Source organism: Dysgonomonas gadei ATCC BAA-286 (assembly GCF_000213555.1).
Taxonomy (GTDB): domain Bacteria; phylum Bacteroidota; class Bacteroidia; order Bacteroidales; family Dysgonomonadaceae; genus Dysgonomonas; species Dysgonomonas gadei.
The window spans coordinates 49,983-68,480 of the sequence record NZ_GL891988.1 but is presented as its reverse complement, the minus strand read 5'-3'; the positions used below and the strand labels follow the sequence as shown (position 1 = coordinate 68,480).

16 protein-coding genes are annotated in these 18,498 nt (G+C 40.0%); 1 reads left to right on the top strand and 15 read right to left on the bottom strand.

Going from position 1 to position 18,498, the window contains the following annotated elements; translation table 11 throughout:
- The first annotated feature begins 236 nt into the window (after positions 1-236).
- Positions 237-1,532, top strand: a complete 1,296-nt coding sequence (locus HMPREF9455_RS16755; protein ID WP_006800928.1) for an O-acetylhomoserine aminocarboxypropyltransferase/cysteine synthase family protein — start codon at positions 237-239, stop codon at positions 1,530-1,532.
- A 77-nt stretch (positions 1,533-1,609) separates the two neighbouring features.
- Here HMPREF9455_RS16755 and HMPREF9455_RS16750 read toward each other — a convergent pair whose 3' ends face one another.
- The 15 genes from HMPREF9455_RS16750 to HMPREF9455_RS16680 form a co-directional block, all read right to left on the bottom strand.
- The gene (locus tag HMPREF9455_RS16750; protein ID WP_006800927.1) at positions 1,610-2,110 is read right to left on the bottom strand and encodes an OmpH/Skp family outer membrane protein; all 501 of its coding nucleotides are present in this window, start codon (positions 2,108-2,110) and stop codon (positions 1,610-1,612) included.
- Between the two features lie 56 nt (positions 2,111-2,166).
- Entirely contained in the window at positions 2,167-2,682 is a 516-nt protein-coding gene (locus HMPREF9455_RS16745; RefSeq protein ID WP_006800926.1) for an OmpH/Skp family outer membrane protein, read from the bottom strand.
- A gap of 89 nt (positions 2,683-2,771) precedes the next feature.
- Positions 2,772-5,450, bottom strand: a complete 2,679-nt coding sequence (gene bamA, locus HMPREF9455_RS16740; RefSeq protein WP_006800925.1) for an outer membrane protein assembly factor BamA — start codon at positions 5,448-5,450, stop codon at positions 2,772-2,774.
- 74 nt (positions 5,451-5,524) lie between these two features.
- Positions 5,525-6,274, bottom strand: coding sequence for an undecaprenyl pyrophosphate synthase (locus HMPREF9455_RS16735; RefSeq protein ID WP_006800924.1), 750 nt, complete (start codon positions 6,272-6,274; stop codon positions 5,525-5,527).
- Positions 6,275-6,293: 19 nt separating this feature from the next.
- A complete protein-coding gene (porG, locus tag HMPREF9455_RS16730) occupies positions 6,294-7,004 on the bottom strand; it encodes a type IX secretion system protein PorG (RefSeq protein ID WP_006800923.1) in 711 nt (236 codons plus the stop codon).
- Between the two features lie 76 nt (positions 7,005-7,080).
- Positions 7,081-8,460 (bottom strand): DUF6242 domain-containing protein, encoded by a 1,380-nt coding sequence (locus tag HMPREF9455_RS16725; protein WP_006800922.1) that lies wholly within the window; start codon positions 8,458-8,460, stop codon positions 7,081-7,083.
- A 77-nt stretch (positions 8,461-8,537) separates the two neighbouring features.
- Complete coding sequence (gene ribD / locus HMPREF9455_RS16720) at positions 8,538-9,605, bottom strand: bifunctional diaminohydroxyphosphoribosylaminopyrimidine deaminase/5-amino-6-(5-phosphoribosylamino)uracil reductase RibD (RefSeq protein WP_006800921.1); 1,068 nt, start codon at positions 9,603-9,605, stop codon at positions 8,538-8,540.
- 75 nt (positions 9,606-9,680) lie between these two features.
- On the bottom strand, positions 9,681-10,058 hold the full coding sequence (locus tag HMPREF9455_RS16715; RefSeq protein ID WP_006800920.1) for a RidA family protein: 378 nt from the start codon (positions 10,056-10,058) through the stop codon (positions 9,681-9,683).
- Between the two features lie 25 nt (positions 10,059-10,083).
- Positions 10,084-10,824, bottom strand: coding sequence for a 23S rRNA (guanosine(2251)-2'-O)-methyltransferase RlmB (gene rlmB, locus HMPREF9455_RS16710; RefSeq protein WP_006800919.1), 741 nt, complete (start codon positions 10,822-10,824; stop codon positions 10,084-10,086).
- Between the two features lie 5 nt (positions 10,825-10,829).
- Positions 10,830-12,509 carry an amino acid permease gene (locus HMPREF9455_RS16705; RefSeq protein ID WP_006800918.1) on the bottom strand — a complete coding sequence of 560 codons (1,680 nt, stop codon included), beginning with the start codon at positions 12,507-12,509 and terminating at the stop codon, positions 10,830-10,832.
- A gap of 366 nt (positions 12,510-12,875) precedes the next feature.
- On the bottom strand, positions 12,876-13,820 hold the full coding sequence (locus tag HMPREF9455_RS16700; protein ID WP_006800917.1) for a hypothetical protein: 945 nt from the start codon (positions 13,818-13,820) through the stop codon (positions 12,876-12,878).
- Positions 13,810-14,577, bottom strand: a complete 768-nt coding sequence (locus HMPREF9455_RS21160) for a WxcM-like domain-containing protein (protein WP_006800916.1) — start codon at positions 14,575-14,577, stop codon at positions 13,810-13,812. Before HMPREF9455_RS21160 ends, HMPREF9455_RS16700 begins: the two co-directional genes overlap by 11 nt.
- A gap of 15 nt (positions 14,578-14,592) precedes the next feature.
- The gene (locus tag HMPREF9455_RS16690; protein ID WP_006800915.1) at positions 14,593-15,876 is read right to left on the bottom strand and encodes a murein hydrolase activator EnvC family protein; all 1,284 of its coding nucleotides are present in this window, start codon (positions 15,874-15,876) and stop codon (positions 14,593-14,595) included.
- Positions 15,873-16,721, bottom strand: coding sequence for a lipoprotein insertase outer membrane protein LolB1 (lolB1, locus tag HMPREF9455_RS16685; protein ID WP_006800914.1), 849 nt, complete (start codon positions 16,719-16,721; stop codon positions 15,873-15,875). Before lolB1 ends, HMPREF9455_RS16690 begins: the two co-directional genes overlap by 4 nt.
- On the bottom strand, positions 16,721-18,475 hold the full coding sequence (locus tag HMPREF9455_RS16680; RefSeq protein WP_006800913.1) for a tetratricopeptide repeat protein: 1,755 nt from the start codon (positions 18,473-18,475) through the stop codon (positions 16,721-16,723). The genes lolB1 and HMPREF9455_RS16680 overlap by 1 nt, the downstream gene beginning before the upstream one ends.
- Between the last annotated feature and the right edge of the window lie 23 nt (positions 18,476-18,498).

Sequence of the window (18,498 nt, the reverse complement as noted above, 5' to 3'; positions counted from 1 at the left end):
TTGAGTAATTGGCCTTATTGCCGGTTACTCATACTTATTATAGTAACTGTTATCATTGTATAAGATATTTATCTATATCTAAGTTATTAGTGCAAGGCTTTTTGATAGTTGATCATTGATTGTGAGAAGTGTTACTTTTTTAATAGTTATCGGTTACAGACTCAAAAGCTAACAGCCAATCCCGTGTTACTTTTATTACTTTTTTAATAATATATATCATATAAAAAATTATAGAGATGAGTAAATATAAATTTGAAACCCTTCAAGTACATGCCGGACAGGAAAAAGAGCCGGTGACGCGTTCGCGTGCAGTTCCTATATATCAGACAAGTTCATATACATTCGACGATGCACAGTATGGAGCCGATTTGTTCGGTCTGCGCAAGTTTGGAAATATCTATACCCGTCTGATGAATCCGACTACAGATGTTTTCGAAAAGCGTATTGCTGCTCTTGAGGGTGGAGCCTCGGCTCTGGCTACTTCTTCCGGTCAGTCTGCACAATTCATTGCGTTAAATAATATATTGTCGGCAGGAGATAATTTTGTCACTACATCTCATCTTTACGGTGGTACATATAACCAGTTCAAATCGCAATTCAAACGTTTGGGAGTAGAAGCACGCTTTACACCGGATGACGAACCTGCTTCTTTCGAAAAGCTGGTAGACAGCAATACAAAAGCGATCTATCTGGAAACAATAGGTAATCCCGATTTGAATATACCCGATTTTGAGGCTATTGCAGCTGTGGCTAATAAACACGACATTCCATTGATTGTAGATAACACTTTTGGGGCAGGAGGCTACTTGTTCCGTCCTTTGGAACATGGGGCAACCATTGTCGTAGAAAGTGCTACCAAGTGGATTGGCGGACATGGTACTTCCCTGGGAGGTGTTATTGTAGATAGTGGAAAGTTCAACTGGGGTAATGGTAAGTTCCCGGAATTTACAGCACCTTCCGAAAGCTATCATGGTTTGGTGTTCTGGGATGTCTTTGGGGCAAATGGCCCGTTCGGTAATATTGCCTTTACTATCCGCGCCCGTGTAGAGGGGCTTCGTGATTGGGGCAATACAATCAGCCCGTTCAACTCCTTCCTCTTGTTGCAAGGTTTGGAAACATTGTCTTTGCGAGTTGAGCGCCATGTAGAAAATACGTTGGCTATTGCAAAGTGGTTGGAACAGCACCCTAAAGTGGAATATGTGAACTATCCGGGACTTGAAAGCAGTCCTTATCATAGTCTGGCTAAGAAGTATTTCAAGAACGGATTTGGCGGAGTTCTTTCCTTTAAGGTAAAGGGCTCAGGCGAAAATGCCGACAAAGTGATAAACTCTCTTGAACTGATAAGCCATTTAGCGAATGTAGGGGATGCCAAATCTTTGATAATTCATCCTGCAACGACTACCCATGAGCAGTTATCAGAGGAAGAGAAAGTGGCTACGGGGGCCATACCGGGGTTACTCCGTATTTCGGTCGGCATTGAGAACGTCAATGATATAAAGGCCGATTTGGAACAAGCTTTGGCTAAGATATAAATATAGTCAGCAAGCTAAAATAAGAATAGGCTAATCCTTATCGGGTTAGCCTATTCTTATTTTATGTATGTGACTTACTAGTCTGTAATTCCTAACTTAGTTTTTACCATTTTGCTCGCATCTGTTGCATGTGAGCCTATATGTAACAACGTTGCAGCATCTAAAATATATGCATAGTTGTTCTCATCGCCAACATCTTTGATAGCTTGTCTCATTTTTTGCTGAATAGGAGTGATTAGCGTTTGTTGTTCTTTCTCAAATTCCGCTTGGCTTGTTTGAACAAAGTTTTGATACCTATCTCTTAGTCCATCCAATTGAGTTTGTCTGTCGAGAAGAATGCTTTCTGTTAAATTTGTAGTGTCCTTTTGGAACTCTTCTACTTTCTTTGTGTATTCAGCTTCTATAGCTGCTGCATTCTTTTTAATTGTTTCGCTTTTTGCTGCAAGTTTAGTTTCAACGTCTTTTAGTTCAGGCATCTTGGAAAAGATCTCATTTGCATTGATATATGCAATTTTATCCTGAGCGAACATTGACATTGGAGCTATTACTATAAGCAATAGGATTAGCTTTTTAAACATAGTTATAAGTTCTTTTAAGTGGTTAATTCTATATTATTGAGGACAAATATAAATAATTATTTTGAATATCCGAGTTTTGCCAGAACTTCATTGCTAATGTCTATTCTGGGAGAAGCAAAAATAACACTTTCTGCCGATGCCCTGTCGAGAACAAGCTGATAGCCTTTGGCTTCGGATATTTCTTTTATAGCATTATATATATCATCCTGAATGGGTTTCACCAGGGCTTCCCTCTTCTTGAAAAGTTCTCCCTCTGGTCCAAAATATTTCTTGTTCAGTTCCTGCAGGCTTTTTTCTGTCTCCACGATTTCATTTTCCCTTTTTGTCTTTTGTTCTGCAGATAGGAAAACAAGATCGGCCTGATATTTTTTGTACATGTTCTTTACGTCGAGTTGCACTTTCTCTACTTCGCCCTGCCATTTTTTAGACATTACGTCAAGTTGTTCCTGTGCGGTCTCATAACTACTTATATTTTTCAATATATATTCCATATCTATAAGAGCAAACTTTTGAGCATAGCTTCCTGCGGTTATTCCTATAAATAAAGCTAATAGTAAAAATATTCTTTTCATAACTGTTGATTTTTGATGATATATATTAGACACACAGTTTATGCATTTGTTTATTCCGGTTCCTATAAATAATGTTAATTTCCGGTTGATTAAAACTCTTGTCCGATAATAAAGTGGAATTGGCTGCCACTCTTCTCAGTTGAATTGTTGGGTGCATCAAATCCATATGCCCAGTCTATACCCATAAGTCCGATCATTGGGAGCATGATACGTGCTCCTACACCGGCAGAACGTTTAAGGTCGAATGGATTGAATTTCTTCAGGTCGTTCCATGCATTACCGGCTTCAACAAATGTCAGCAAATAGATTGTTGATGATGGTTCCAGAATAAGAGGGTATCTTAATTCAAGTGCTAAACGTGAGTATGCACTTGCCTGTGTACCTAATGATCCGTTTTCGTAACCACGTAGTCCGATCGTTTCTGTAGCATATGTGCTTGAATATCCTGACATACCATCACCTCCCATATAGAATGTTTCGAATGGAGATTTCTTATTTTTGTTGAAATATCCGACAAATCCATATTCTGTGCGGGTCATCAATACCGGTGTCTTTTGTGTGTCATATAAAGAGGTGAAAGTTTTAGCTTTAAATTTCCACTTATGATATTCTATCCATTTGAATTTTTCACCCGGTTCATAGCCATATTCATCCGATTTCATGTTAGCATAATCTTTACCGTCAAAAGCAGAGAAAGGAGGAGTTATCTGCAAGCTAAGGGATATATCCGTACCACGACGGGTATATACCGGATTGTCGATAGAGCGCCTGTTCAATGAAAGATTCACACTTAGGTTGTTACAAACCCCATCTTTTACAATAAAGTATGCCCAGTCTTTCATTCTATATAACTGATAAGATAATTCGGCTTGTACAAAGAAGTAGTCATCCGGCCAGCTCAGGCGTTTACCATATCCTACCGAGGCTCCGATCATCTGGATAGATTTATTAGGGTCGGCTGCGAAACTATAGTCGCTATATCCGCTTCCGTATCCGCTTCCATACCCATATCCGTAACCATATCCATATCCGTAACCTGAGCCGTAACTATTGTTGATATAGCGGCTATTGATGTCCGTTTGTCTTGAATAATATACTCCTACCGATAAAGAGTTTGGACGCTTGCCACCAAACCAAGGATCCATAAAGGATGCGGAGTATGATTGATAGTATTTAGCATTTGTCTGAGCACTCAATGTAAGTGTCTGACCTTCTCCCTGAGGAATAATCCCTTTATATGATTTAGGATTTAACATATTCTTTAATGAGAAGTTCGAGAATTTCAAACTTAATTTTCCTATAATACCAGTCTGTCCCCATCCGGCAGAAAATTCTACCTGGTCATTTGCTTTAGATACTAATGGCAGGTTGATATCCACTGTTCCTGATTCGGGATCCGGTACAATACCCGGATTTAAGTTTTCAGGATCGAAGTGCCCTGTCTGCGCGATTTCACGCAGTGAACGCACAATGTCGTCGCGGCTATAAAGTGCTCCCGGCTTAACCCGTAATTCGCGACGTACAACATCTTCATATACACGGTCATTACCAGCTATAGTTACTTTCCGAATCGAAGCTTTCGGGCCTTCAGAGATACGTATTTCCAAATCAATAGAGTCATTGGTTATATTTACTTCCACTGGATCGGCATTCGAGAATATATAACCGTGGTTTTGATAGAAGTAGTTCATCACAGACTCTTCATTAGCAGATAATTGCTCTGTCAATTTCTTTTGATTATATACATCACCCGGCTTCATATTTAGCAATTGCTGTAACTGCCATGTAGGATAAACAGTGTTTCCAACCCATTTTACATCTTTAAGGAAGTATTGTTTCCCTTCATCCACCTTGATTTCTATATCCACTTTGTCCGGTTTCTGGGCATCAGCATAGACGGTGTCCCATGTGATCACAGCGTCCCGGTAACCAAGTTCGTTATATTTTTCTATGAGGAGTTCTTTATCTTCTTCATAGCTTTCGGATACGAATTTGGTAGAACGAAGGAAGTTTGCTATCCAAGCCTGAAAATTACTCTTGTGGCGAGTCTTTTTCATTGCTTTCTCCAGCGTTCTGGCCTTTACTTCAGTATTACCTTCTATCGTGATCTTGTTGACTTTTGTCTTGTTCTTCTTAACTACATCAATATTAAGGATAACGTGATTTTCTTTAGATAAGTCAGGCTTGTCACTTAATGTGATTTCGGCTTTGGTAAACCCTTTTTCATCGAAATATTTCTTTATGATAGTTTTAGCCCGGTCCATTTGGTTTGGTGTGATTTGCAGGTTCTTCACCATACCTATCTTGGCTTCAATATCCTGCCGCTCACTTTTTTTCATTCCGGTATATACTATGTCTGATATACGAGGACGTTCTTTCAGGTTTATCTCTAACCATATCTTATTTCCTTCAATCTTTGTAGCCAGAATTTTTACATCAGAGAATAATCCTTGTCTCCAGAAGCGTTTTACCGCATTTGTTATTTCCGGTCCCGGGATCTCAATCTTGTCTCCAACTTGTAGCTGGGCAAATCCGAATAATGTGAAGTCTTCGTACATAGGATTTACGATGCCGGAAAGCTTCATGTCTGCTATTTCGTATTTCTTACTGGTATTGTATGAGATAACGGGCAGGCTGTCCACATTCACCTGAAGGGCTTTATTCACATTTTTAATTTCTGCACTGTCTGTAATTCCCTGAGCTTTTACGGCTGTTGAAATTGAGCAGAAGAAGATAATGAATAGAAAAAATAAACTTTTTTTGAACATATTTTGTTTCGTAGTTACTTTCTAATATTTAAACCTGTTTTTATTATCTATAGTATAGAGTTGACATAAAATGATCATGATTTTCCTGAAATTTGTTCACTCGTCTTTCCGAATCGTCTTTCTCTGTTCTGGAAATCAACAATCGCTTTATATAAGGATTCTTCATTAAAATCAGGCCATAATTCATCGGAGAAAAAGAGCTCGGAATAAGCAATCTGCCAAAGAAGGAAATTACTTATGCGTAACTCTCCTCCGGTCCTTACCAATATATCAGGATCTGGAATACCTTTTGTTTCCAGATAAGATGAGACAAGGTCTTCTGTTATTGCATCTGGTTCTATCTTTCCGGACTTAACGTCAATCACTATATTTTTCATTGCTCTGGTCAACTCCCATTTAGAAGAATAGCTTAAAGCTAAGATAACGGTTGTGCCAGTACATACAGATGTGGTCTCAAGGCAATAGTCCAATGCTTTTTTAGTATCTTCAGGTAACCGGTCAATGTCTCCGATAACTTTTACCCGGACATTATTCTTAACCAACTCCGGTGTTTCATTTGCTACAGCCTGTACCATCAGGCTCATCAGTGCTTTCACTTCTTCTTCCGGACGTTTCCAGTTTTCGGTAGAAAATGTATAAAGCGTAAGATAACGGACCTCTGCTCTTGATGCGCCTTCAATAGCTCTGCGTACGGCGGAAATTCCTTCCTTGTGACCGAATGTACGGTCCAAGTCCTGCCGTTTAGCCCATCGCCCGTTACCGTCCATTATGACAGCAATGTGCTTAGGTACCCGCGTTTTATCTATTTGGTCAAGATATGACATCTGTATTTTGGTTTAATAATTAATCAATATTCAGGCAAGGACATATTCTTGCTCCAAAATCCCATGTTAAACTTATCATAGTAAGAGAATACCAGTCGTTGTTCTTAAAGGCACCTCCATTTATTTTGTAAGGTGCATCCAGACTCAGTCCATCTCCATCCTTTGTAACATCGAACGAATCACTGAATAGTTTTCTGAAAGAGAATTCAAATCCAAGATTCAGTCTGTCCTTCAATTTATATTTTACTCCAATCCCGATTGGAATATTAGCGTCAAAAAAAGTTTTGCTACCCGAGCCTAATGTAAACCCTATTCCCGTAAATATATAAGGAGATATGCGTTTAGCTCCCAAGTAACCGAATTTATCACTGTAATTGAAGAAGTTGAACTCTATCTGACTGCCCAGTTCATAAAACATACGGCTAAAAGATATTTCTTGCCCGAATGGATATTTATTCCCCGAATCACGGGTGTCACCCGAAACTTTTCCAATTACAAAATTACTCTTTACAGACCATCTCAGATCTTTGTTATATCTGAAGACAACTCCTGCCGACAGTCCCGGGTTCTGATACAATTTACTCTTATTGGCATCCCCCATATAAAAGGATGTACCGGCCATTCCTCCTATCTCATACTTATAATCATCTTGCGCTTTCAGTTCGATGAATGAGAGGGAAGAATAGATAATAATCAATAGTAAAGTAAATAATATCTTTCTTTTACCCATTTATTAATCTGTATCTGTTCTTATTTATCTAACGCAGAAAGCAGGACTAAAAGTATATCACTCAAATCTCAGAGATCTAGAGTTTTGTTCTAAGTTTATTTATTCTGCCTATCCAAACCTTTTGTATAGGGCTTGTTCCCGAATCCGGTACTCCGCCGAATACCCAGATATAATTTTCGTCATCTACAATAACCGATTGTCCCGAAGCTTTAGGTATCCTTGTGTCTAAGATCTCCTTGTTAGGAGCTGTAGTCCATTTATAACCATAGCTTAGCGTTTTGTAAAAACTATTTCCTGTCAGGGCATACATATACCCGTTGTATAAGAAAGTTACAACTCCGTCTTTTTTAGGGATTACCGGATTAGACTGATTAGATGCAACCTGAAGGCTATTGCCACTTGCTATCTTTATAGACCATGTCTTCACATAGCCCGGACTGATATTTTTCGTAACAGCTAATATGCAATTATTCAGATTACTTCTATCGTTATGAGTCAGTGATGAATATCCTGTTGTTGGGAAATCGCTATCTATCGTACCCTTAGCTACCAATGTTTTCAAATCCGTAGTTGTCGCGAACTGGTCTCCGGTGACAACAAGGAGTAAGTCAGTTGCAGCATCCAATGTAGGTATTACACCAACAATGTTTGTCACATTATTGCTTATTCCCTCTTTGCTCCATGACTTGCCGTTTATATCAGCAACATAGCCTTGTTTGTTCTGATCTACAGCATAGAATTTATTGTTGAAGAATGTTATACTTTCGAGAACAAGCGTAGAAGCATCGAGTGTAGAAACAGCCTCTTTATTACCATAAGACAGGGCGTCTTCTGCTTTTTCAGGCTTGTCTGCTTTGGATAGATATACTTTATTATCAGAGCCGGTAGTGAATGTATAGAAAACAGTGTCGCCTATAAGTATCGTTTTTTGTTTATTGAAAGAAGCAGGGTAGTTAGTTACAACTTTTTCTTTCCAAACCAATGTATCCGGATCAACCTTATGTACCAATATTTTTACTGTATATTCTCTTGGATCTTGACCATTATAAGGAGTTATCCTGAATTTAGGATAGAGATAAGTAGAGAAATCTACCGAATCGGTAGTATTCCAATCAACTACGGAGTCCTTAGGGTATACCAACTCCACTTTTCCAATACCCCCGGCAGCATACGAAAGAGTAACTGCACATTTCCTCAAAGTAGTCTGGTAGGGTAGTGAGTCGGCATTGTATATCAGCCGGCTGAACTGGTCTATAGAGAACCTTGTTGTTGCCAGTGACGGATAGTTTACCGTATCTATAGCAGTATAGGGCAATGCCGCTATTTTGAAGCTCGAAATCTGTGAGTCTCCCGATAATGCGGAAGTATCGTATTCAGATGAACTGTCATTACATGAACTTAGTGCAAAGACAGATAAAAAGATGAATAATAATTTAGTAATTTGCTTCAATCTCATTAGTTTAAACAGATTTATTCAGTATCAATGTGCAAAAATAGAAAGAATTTCGGCTTACGCGTCAATAAATCTAATATTTATATAATTTTATAAGTATCTGTAGTGCTTAAATGCACATATTCAGACGTCCCCCAATGCCCTTTGTTTAAGACATATCCCCTGATGTCGGGCGCCTTTACTCCTTTGCCAAAACAGGCATTTGAGGTCTCGATATATGCCTCGTCCCACATTTGTATATCTATCAGGCTTTGCAAGAGTTCACGTCCGCCTTCGACAAGGACCGAGTCTATTTTGTGACTTTTCAATATGGAGAATATATTTTCAAAGAGGCTTTCGTTAAAGTCCGTCCGGATATAAATAACGCTGTCGGATTGTTTTTCGTATAAATCCTTCTCTGTAAATATGATTGTTTTTACTTTTCCATCAAATAATTGGTAACCGGAAGGTATTCTGCCCTGTCTGTCTATGATGATCCGCACAGGGTTTTTCCCGTACCAGAAACGTGTTGTCAGAGATGGATTGTCGTTTACTGCAGTATTAGTTCCTATCATAATACCTGCTGTCTCCGCTCTTTTCTTATGAACAAGCATCCGTGAAAATTCATTCGAAATAGGGGTCGGCTGTGGCTTTTCACCATCACATCGTTCTTTATCTATAAAGCCGTCCTGGGTCTGTGCCCATTTCAGGTATATGTAGGGGCGGTTTCGGGTTTGCGCGGTAAAAAACACTCTATTGAGAGCCTGCGCTTCTTTCTCCAATACTCCTACAGAAACCTCTATTCCTCTATCTTGCAGCATTTTTATCCCTCGTCCCGATACGGCAGGGTAAGGATCGAGGCATGCAACAACAACCTTAGGTATCTGATTGTCTATAATTAGTTGGGCACAGGGAGGTGTCTTTCCATGATGAGAGCATGGCTCAAGGGAGACATAAATTGTAGAATCTTTTAGCAAAGCCTTATCTTTAACGCTGTTTACCGCATTTACCTCAGCATGAGCCTTGCCATACTGACGATGATAACCTTCGCCAATAATTTTGCCCTGATGGACTATAACCGCGCCTACCATCGGATTGGGGCTTGTAAAGCCTCTCCCGTTCTGAGCCAATTGCAGGCAGCGGTACATATATTTCTCTTCAACAGTCATTTTTCTGAGTTTCTACAAAATGAGAAACGCAATAATCAAAAGTATATTTTATTTCAACTATCTTTTATTCCACGATCACCGCGCAGCAATTACTTCTATCTCTACCAAAGCACCTTTAGGCAGATCCTTTACAGCAAACGCCGAACGGGCAGGAAATGTTCCGGTAAACTGTGCGTTATACACCTCGTTCATCCCGGCAAAGTTTGCTATATCATTCAACAATACAGTTGTTTTTACTATATTATCTGTTGTAAGCCCTGCTTCGGCAAGTATAGCTTTGATATTCTCGAAGGACTGTGCTGTCTGCTCTTTAATGTCTTCGGATGGAAAATCCCCGGTAGCCGGATTGATCGGTAGCTGCCCCGAAATAAATATCAAACCATTCGTTTCTATCGCCTGGCTATATGGGCCTATTGCTGCAGGAGCCTTATCTGTGGCTATTACTTTTTTCATCACTTTATATTTTAAGATTTTGTTTTTATTTCAGTCCTTTCTGGCGGATAACTTCATAGATGAGTACTCCCGCAGCCACCGAGACATTCAGTGAGCCGATAGTGCCGAATTGAGGGATTTTTACCAGATTATCGGCTATGCGAAGATTTTCGTTCGCTACACCGACATCCTCAGCACCCATCACAAATGCTATAGGGCCTGTATAATCTATCTCGGTGTAGATATCTGCTCCTCTTTCGCTGGCTGCCACAACTTTTATTCCGCTGTTTCTCAGGAATTGAATTGCTGAAGTAAGATTTGGTTCTTTGCAAACCGGGATTTTGAGCAAGGCTCCTGCCGATGTTTTCACCGCATCCGCATTTACGGTCACACTCCCTTTTGCGGGAATAACAATCGCATTAACGCCTGCCACTTCGCAGGTGCGGGCAATGGCTCCGAAGTTACGGACATCGGTGATACCGTCCAGTACGAGAATGAAAGGATCTTTTCCGTTTTCGTAAAGGAAAGGAACGATATCTTCAATCTTTTCGTAAGTGATAGCCGAAAGGAATGCGATAACACCCTGATGGTTTTTGCGTGTAAATCTGTCTAGTCGTTCGTTCGGTACACGTTGTACGGCGACATCATGCGATTTCAGCAGGGCAAGAAGTTCTTTCGACAAGTCGCCTTGTAGTTCACGCCTGATTATTACTTTATCTATTTCTTTTCCGGCTTCGATCGCTTCTATTACAGCACGTATGCCGAAAATCATTTCCTTTTCCTTCATTCTTCTTATTCTTTTATATGTGTTGCCTCTGTTTTAACAGTGGCCAGTTTACTCTTATGATATCCGTATCCCAGATATATGACTAATCCTATTGCCAGCCAGATGATGAACATGACCCAGTTGGACCAGCCAAGCTCTGTCATCAGGTATAAGTTGGTAAGAATCCCCATTACAGGCAGTAGCGAAAACTTATACTTGAATGCCGCCACCGATAAACCCAGCCATACAGCCCAGAAAACGATCAATAGCGGTTTTTCGCTTATGACTGTCCCGAAATCGGTCTTACTGACGAACAAATATACTGCAACTATGAGTAATATGAAAATGATATACTGTCCATTTATATAAGGCACCTTGAATTTCGCCTTTTTACTGTCCCCTTTATGATCGAGGAACAACACTCCGGCGCATACAAGGATGAAAGCAAAGAATGTGCCCACACTGGTAAGGTCTACAACAAACTGCATATCCAGAAATAGGGACGGCACACAAACAACTATTCCTGTAATAATAGTAGAGAAAGCAGGAGTCTTGTATTTCGGATGAATTTTTCCAAACTTAGGCCAAAGGAGCCCGTCTCGGCTCATATTCATCCATATGCGCGGTTGCCCTATCTGAAAGACAAGGATAGCGCTTGTGATCGCAATAATTGCAGTAGCGGAAATTACACCTGCAACAAAGTCCATATTCACTACCTGAAATACATATGCCAGAGGATCGTCCACCCCTAACTCTTTGTAGTTGACCATTCCGGTCAGTACCAGTGCTATTGTTACATAAAGTATGGTGCAGATACCCAGGCAGTAGAGCATGGCACGTGGCATATCTCGTTGCGGATTTTTACTTTCTTCGGCAGTGGTAGATATAGAATCGAATCCGATAAAGGCAAAGAATACAGCAGCTACTCCTCCCAGCACTCCTTGCAGACCGTTAGGTGCGAATGGCGACCAGTTTTCAGGCTTTACGAAGAAAACCCCTACTCCAATGACTAATAGTATGATGCCGATTTTGAGGTACACCAACAGGTTATTCACAAACCTGGATTCCTTAATGCCTATGAAAACAAGGAATGTGAGGGCTGTAACTACTAATCCGGCAGGTAAATTTATTAGTATTTTTGTGCCGAAAAGCTCGGGCGCATTCTGGTATGTCTGCGCTGCTTTGATGGTGTGATATGGTAAATCTGTTACACCTTGCGATACTATATTATATGCTTTATAGGCTGTGGAATACCCAATACCAAGCCAGTCGGGCCACATGATGCCAAAACCTTCGAGCAGGGTAGTGAAATATTCCGACCAGGAAATGGCAATTACCATATTAGATACGGCATATTCCAGTATCAACGCCCACCCGATCACCCATGCGAATATTTCTCCCAATGATACATATGTGTAGGTATAGGCACTGCCGCTGACCGAGATCATGGACGCAAATTGTGCGTAACACAAGGCTGTAAAAACACAGGCGATAGCTACAAATACAAAGAGAAGCGATACCGCCGGTCCTCCATGAAATGCCGCCCGCCCGATAGTACTGAAAATACCTGCGCCAACAATGGCGGCTATACCGAAAAGAGTAAGATCCCTTACGCCCAATACTCTTTTCATTCCTGACCCGATAGAGTCTCCATCTCCGGATATACTATCGATACTTTTCTTTCTAAAAAAAGAATTTAAACTCATTCTGTTTATGTGATAATTCTAAAGAGAGTTTTCTATTCATTATAAAAGTTGACAAACTTGACACTTTTTACATAATTTCTTATTATTACTATTTTTCTGAAAACTCTGTATTACTCTTTTTTGTGTGTTTAAAAATCTCTCCCAAAACGCAAAGACACAAAAAGGTAACAAAGGTAACACATGATTCAGTTAACAGTCAACAATTAGAGTTTTACTTATTAACTCAATACTTACTACTTTAAAAAGTAACAAAGATTACACTTTTACTTTACTTTTCTAATCAATCTTTAAATCCTTAAACATTGAATCTTAAATGTAAATACAAAATATCAAAGAGCCGGCTATCGGCTAAAAACGATAGCTACACTATATAGATAAATCAATCGTATAAATATTATATACAGTTCCCCGTGTCCCAAATCCTTCCTTTTGGTGTATCAGATTTTCGTTCAGGTGCCAGCCTCCGTTTTCTGTCGATGTGCCATAATCGAAGTATGTTTTGTGAGCGAATGCTGTATTTATTATATGGTCGATAACCAAATCTATGGCTCCGAGTCTTTTACCTTCCTCTGTTGCTGCTACATACTGGACGTGTGCTACTCTTTCTGTCTCGAAGACAAGGCAGCCGCCTATTATGCTGCTACTATCTGTATTCCCGATAGTGAACAGATGTATGTTACGCGGAAATTTACTTTTCAGATAATTTATTTCAGCTAAAGAATGAACAGGCTCTGTTTCGTATTTATCTTTCAGATTCCGGGAAAGTATTTGCCAGAAACCGGAATAATCTGTAGTTTTTTTTACGGCCAAATTGTTCTTTTGGGCTTTTTTTACACCCCGTTTACGCAAGTCCGAAAATTTTGTTCTGTCCGCAAGTAATAGGGTAGAAGATATATTACACGATGTGAGTGTCGCCTTATATCTGAACAACGCGTATAAATCCTCTTCGGCAGGACGAATATGATAGATATGCGGAACAGCCTTATATATAATCTTCCTGATTCCCTGATGGCGGAATGTCGTTGTAAGATACTCGAATATGGAAAGTACATTTGCAGCAGTAGTCTTATCACCCATAATAAGACCTCCGTAGGTAAGTCCTTTGTGCGAATAAAATATCCTATCCTCCATATGTCCTGGCATTAAAGCCACCAAAACATCGTTCAGATAAAACATCAGGGAGTAATCTCTAAAACGGTCGGCATGGTATTCAATAAAGTCGCGATAGAAAAGAAATGTACCATTTTTAGAGGTGCGTACAAATTTATCCCATGCGTCCTTATATTCCGAACTATAAAGCTTAATTTTCATGCTGCCGGTATTTTTTAAATTCCGAATAGGTATGTATATAATTTTCCGCGTCATATACATCAGAGGCCAGAACAAGACAAACAACTCCGGACGAATATTCTGTTTCCGTTGCCCATATACCGGGTGGTATATACAGGCCATAGTCTGGCCGGTCGAGCACTACGTTTTTTTTAGTTGTCCCGTCATCCAGTTCTACCCGAAAACTTCCGTTTGTAGCAACCAGTACTTCGTGACAATACTTATGGGTATGCATACCCCTTGTCTGCCCCGGCGGAATATTGTATATATAAAATATGCGGTTTATACTGAACGAAATATTTTCGGCGCGATTTTGTGCTAGTGGGAGCTTAACGAGTGTACAATCTTCTACAGAGAACGTCTTTAACTGATTTTTCTCTGTTTCACCGGATAATCCGGCAGGAGAAGACGCCGATGAAATAACCAGATATACCGAGTCAGGTGAAAAGCCTTCAAACCTGCAACTCACTAGGGCTGGAATATAAAGGCCCTGAGATGGATTGTTTAGGATGTAACTTCGTTCATCGTTTCCATTATCAAGCAAGATGGTAAACTTTCCCGAGAAAGCCACTATTATCTTATCCTGGACTTTGTGTATATCGCTGTCACTGTGCTGACTGCCATATTTCCAACAGATAGATGCAATAGGAAAAGGAATATGATCTCCGGCTTGGATGAAAGAGAGACTTCCCCTCTGATCCGTGACTCCCGGTAATTCTATAAATTGTTCTCTTTTCATAGCAGTCCGGTTACGTTATCTCAACCAAGGTTCAGGATTGAGCTTGTTGGTCCCCTGCCACAACTGGAAATGCAGCTGAGAAAAGCCTGTATCCGCATCTGTATATACTTTGCCGAGCGACTGGCCTGTTTTTACCTTGTCACCTTGCTTTACATATATACTTTGTATATTTCCGTAGAATGTATAATAGTTTCCGTGACGCACAATAATACAGGTGTTGTATCCCGGTATGGCCGCGACATAAGTCACTTCGCCATTGAAGACGGATTTGGCCTCGGCTCCCGATTGCGACTGAATATCTATCCCGCTGCTCGATGTGGTAACGAAACGGCTGTGCTGATGAGAACCGAATCGTGTGGTTATGGTATAATTGCCTGTTATCGGATAAGGGAGTCTTCCCCTGTTCGAAGCGAAGTTGTTTGACAAAGCTATGTTTTCGGGTGTTGCTACGACTTTAGCTGCATCCTCTTTAGGCGGTGTCACAGTGGTTGTGGTAGATCCGCTTTTCTTCGAGGTTCTTTTTGCAGCTTCAGCGCGGGCTTTTTCAGCGGCTATACGTTTTGCTTCCCGCTCCTGACGGGCAACCTCTTCGGCTATCAATTTAGCTATCTGCCTGTCGAGGGCCTCTGCCTGCTGGCGTTTTTGAGTCAGTATTTTTTGCAGGTCTTTTTGCTTTTTCTGTGCTTCACTGACTTCTGTCTGGTAGTTTGTTTCTTCCTTCTTTAAGTTTTCCTGCTCCGTATTGCGCTGTCCTAATAAGGCTGTTTTTTCCTGTTTCGTTTTTATTAGCGCTTCTTTTCGCTCTTTTAATTTTGCACTTTTATCTTTAATTTCTGTGGCCTGTTCTTTTCTCCATTCCGAGTAGTCGCGCAGGTAACGGAGCCTCCGGTACGATTCTGTCAAAGATTTTCCGGAAAGAACAAAAAGCATTTTATTCTCGCTTTGGCGGTTTTGAAGCATTCCATCAATAGCTTTCGAGTAGTTTTTCTGCTTGTCTTTAAGCTCGGCTTCAAGTATCGTTATTTCGGATTCGATCCGTTTTTCTTCTGCATTTATACCTGTTATTTCCTGCCCCAGAAGGTCTAATACTTTTTGCCGTGAGAATATCTGGTTGGATATAAGCTGTATTCTGTCCAGTAAGGTAGTAGTGCTTCTTTTAGTCTCTTTCAGCAGTTTGTCGGTGTTCGATATTTCACGCAGGGCGTTCTTCCTTTGCTGCTCGAGTTCTTTTATTTTCGAATTTTGAGCGAAAGAACAAATGCTGATAAGGAGAATAAAGAGAAAAGCTGCTACTCTCATTTCTTTTTGATATATGTGCCTATAAGATCAGAGAAATCCACTTTGGTATATTTAGGCGATATGGAATTATCTATACTGAAACTCTTGTCTATTTCCAATTTGTCATATGTGATATTAATGTCGACACGCCTTTTTGCAACATCGACCTTAGCCTGCATGTTAGTCGGATATACCAGATTGTTGTCTTTGATGAAATCATTGTAAGACCATTGCAGGGTTATCTTTTTCTTTTCATTGTAGATCAATGTTGAAGCCACATGGTTGGTGGCATCTACAGCAAAGTTGTATAACAAATCGCCTTTTCCTTTTGTCTTCAGCATGTATACATCGTTTGCCGACGATATATCATACTTCTGAAAGTCTTTTTCAGTTACCTCCCGATTGCCCGGAATAAATAATTTGTTGGTGAATAAAGCCTGTAAATTATAAAAGTTGAAGTCGAAACCGGCTATAGCTTTCGAATCTTTGAAACGTTCTGCAATATATTGTTTTTTCATCCTGTCTACCATAAAGATACTATCAGGAGTGATGGTCAATCTCATGGCTTCTCCACCGAGTATAGGAATCCGGATCGACACCTGTAATATACTGTCCTTTACCATTTTGAATACGGCAGGTACTTTTTGGGAAGAATTACCGGCTTTGAATTCGACATTTCCTTTGGTGGTTAGCGTTTTGAACTTAACTTCCGAGAATAATGCGTCTTCAATTATACGGTTATGCGACTTTTCTTCCAGAGTTCCACCTGTGGTAATTATTTTTTTCGATTTACAACTGCTTCCTGCAAATAATGCGGATATGATGAACAGTAGTACAGCTATTTTATTTAATCCGTTTAGTCTCATTATTCAGCAATAAAAGTTTTTGTTTCTATTTTCTTCTCAAGGGTTTTAGACTTGCTATCCCCTTTTTCCTTTGCTTTTTCCCAATATTCCAAGGCTTTATCGGGTTCATTCGTTTTGTATAATACATCGCCATAGTGTTCCAGAACTTCGGCGCTAACCTCTTCCTTCTTTTCCTGGCTGTACTTTATGGCATTCTCGATATAAATTTTAGCGATGGTATAAGCTCCCTGCTCAAATAATACCCAGCCGTATGTATCCAGATATGTTGGGTTCGAAGGTTCGGCTTTTACAGTGATACTACTCATTCGTTCCGCTTTGTCGAGATCTTTTTTTACTAAAGACAAATAATAACTATAATTGTTCAGCACACCCAGGTTATTCGGATCGTAGGAAAGAGCCTTATCGTAGATAACAAATGCACTGTCGCGTTTTTCCATCTGATAATAAAGGTCTCCTATCTGTCCGTAGAAATCAGCCAAAAGCTTTGTATTGTTCTCATCTACATATACTACTCCTTTTTGCAGAGCCGCGAGCGCGTCCTTATAATTCTCTTTCATATATTGGGAGACTCCTAAATAGAAATAGAACTGTGGCTGGTCGGTGATATAGGTGAGTGCTTGTTCGCATACCTTTATGGATAAATCGATGCTGTCAGGGAAAGTGGTATATAGCATCTGTTCCCATCCAACAGGGTTGGTCGGGTTGGCTTCTGCAAACAGCTGATATTGAAAACGGGATTCCTCCTTTTTATTTTGCATCATCAAAAGATTGCCGTACATCAGGTTGAGTTTCGGTTCTTGCGGATGCTGTATCATCAGTGTATCGAACAAGGCGTTAGCTGCCTGCGTATCTTTTTGCGTCCTTTGCAGCGTACCTACATACTGCGCTAGGATTGACAGTTTAGTATCGATGTCCATTTTAGGACTAACAAGAGCTATATGTAATTCGTTTTCTGCAGCATCCTTGTTGCCCATCTGCTGGTAGTATTCGGCCATAGACGAAATGAGGTAGGGGTCGTCAGGGTCGATTGATTTGGCACGGCTGTATACCATGTACGCTTCCTGCGTTTTCCCTGCCTGTAAATATAAATCTCCGAGAAGTATTTGATACTTGATTTCGTGAGGATATTTGTCTATATACTTCTGTATTTCAGCAAAAGCTTGTTTTTCCTGCTTCATCATTGTATATAGCTGATATTTCTGGAGGCTTATTTTTTCGTTCATTCCTACTATCTGCTCCAGTTTGTCCAGTGTCGATATGGCGTTTTTCAAATTGCCGTCCATACGGTACGACTCAGATAGGTAGATATATAAATCCGTATTGTCGGGGTCTTTGGCTACTAATTTTTCGAATTGTTCTATGGCATCGCTATATTGCTTAAACTCGAGACACATGCTTCCATATGCCATATTGTAGTAATAGTTGTCGCTATCATATACTGTGGCCCTACGATAATAATCGATAGCTTTATTCTTACTTTCAATAGAATTATAGTAATTGCCGAGTTCATACAATACATTGGCATTTGTAGAATCGATAGCCATACAGTATTTGAGATAGTCAAAAACCGCATCGTATTGATTGGTCGCTTTGGCATTCATTGCCTCATAAAAGAAATAGTCGAATTTACGACTGTTGTCGACAGAAAGTTTCTCTGCAATCGGGCTGGGTATTTGACTGTTTTGAGCAAAAGAGGTAAGATTGCCTGCGATGACAAGTAAGATTAAATAAAAAACACGTACTTTTTTATGCATATCAAAAATGACGTTTCTGAATA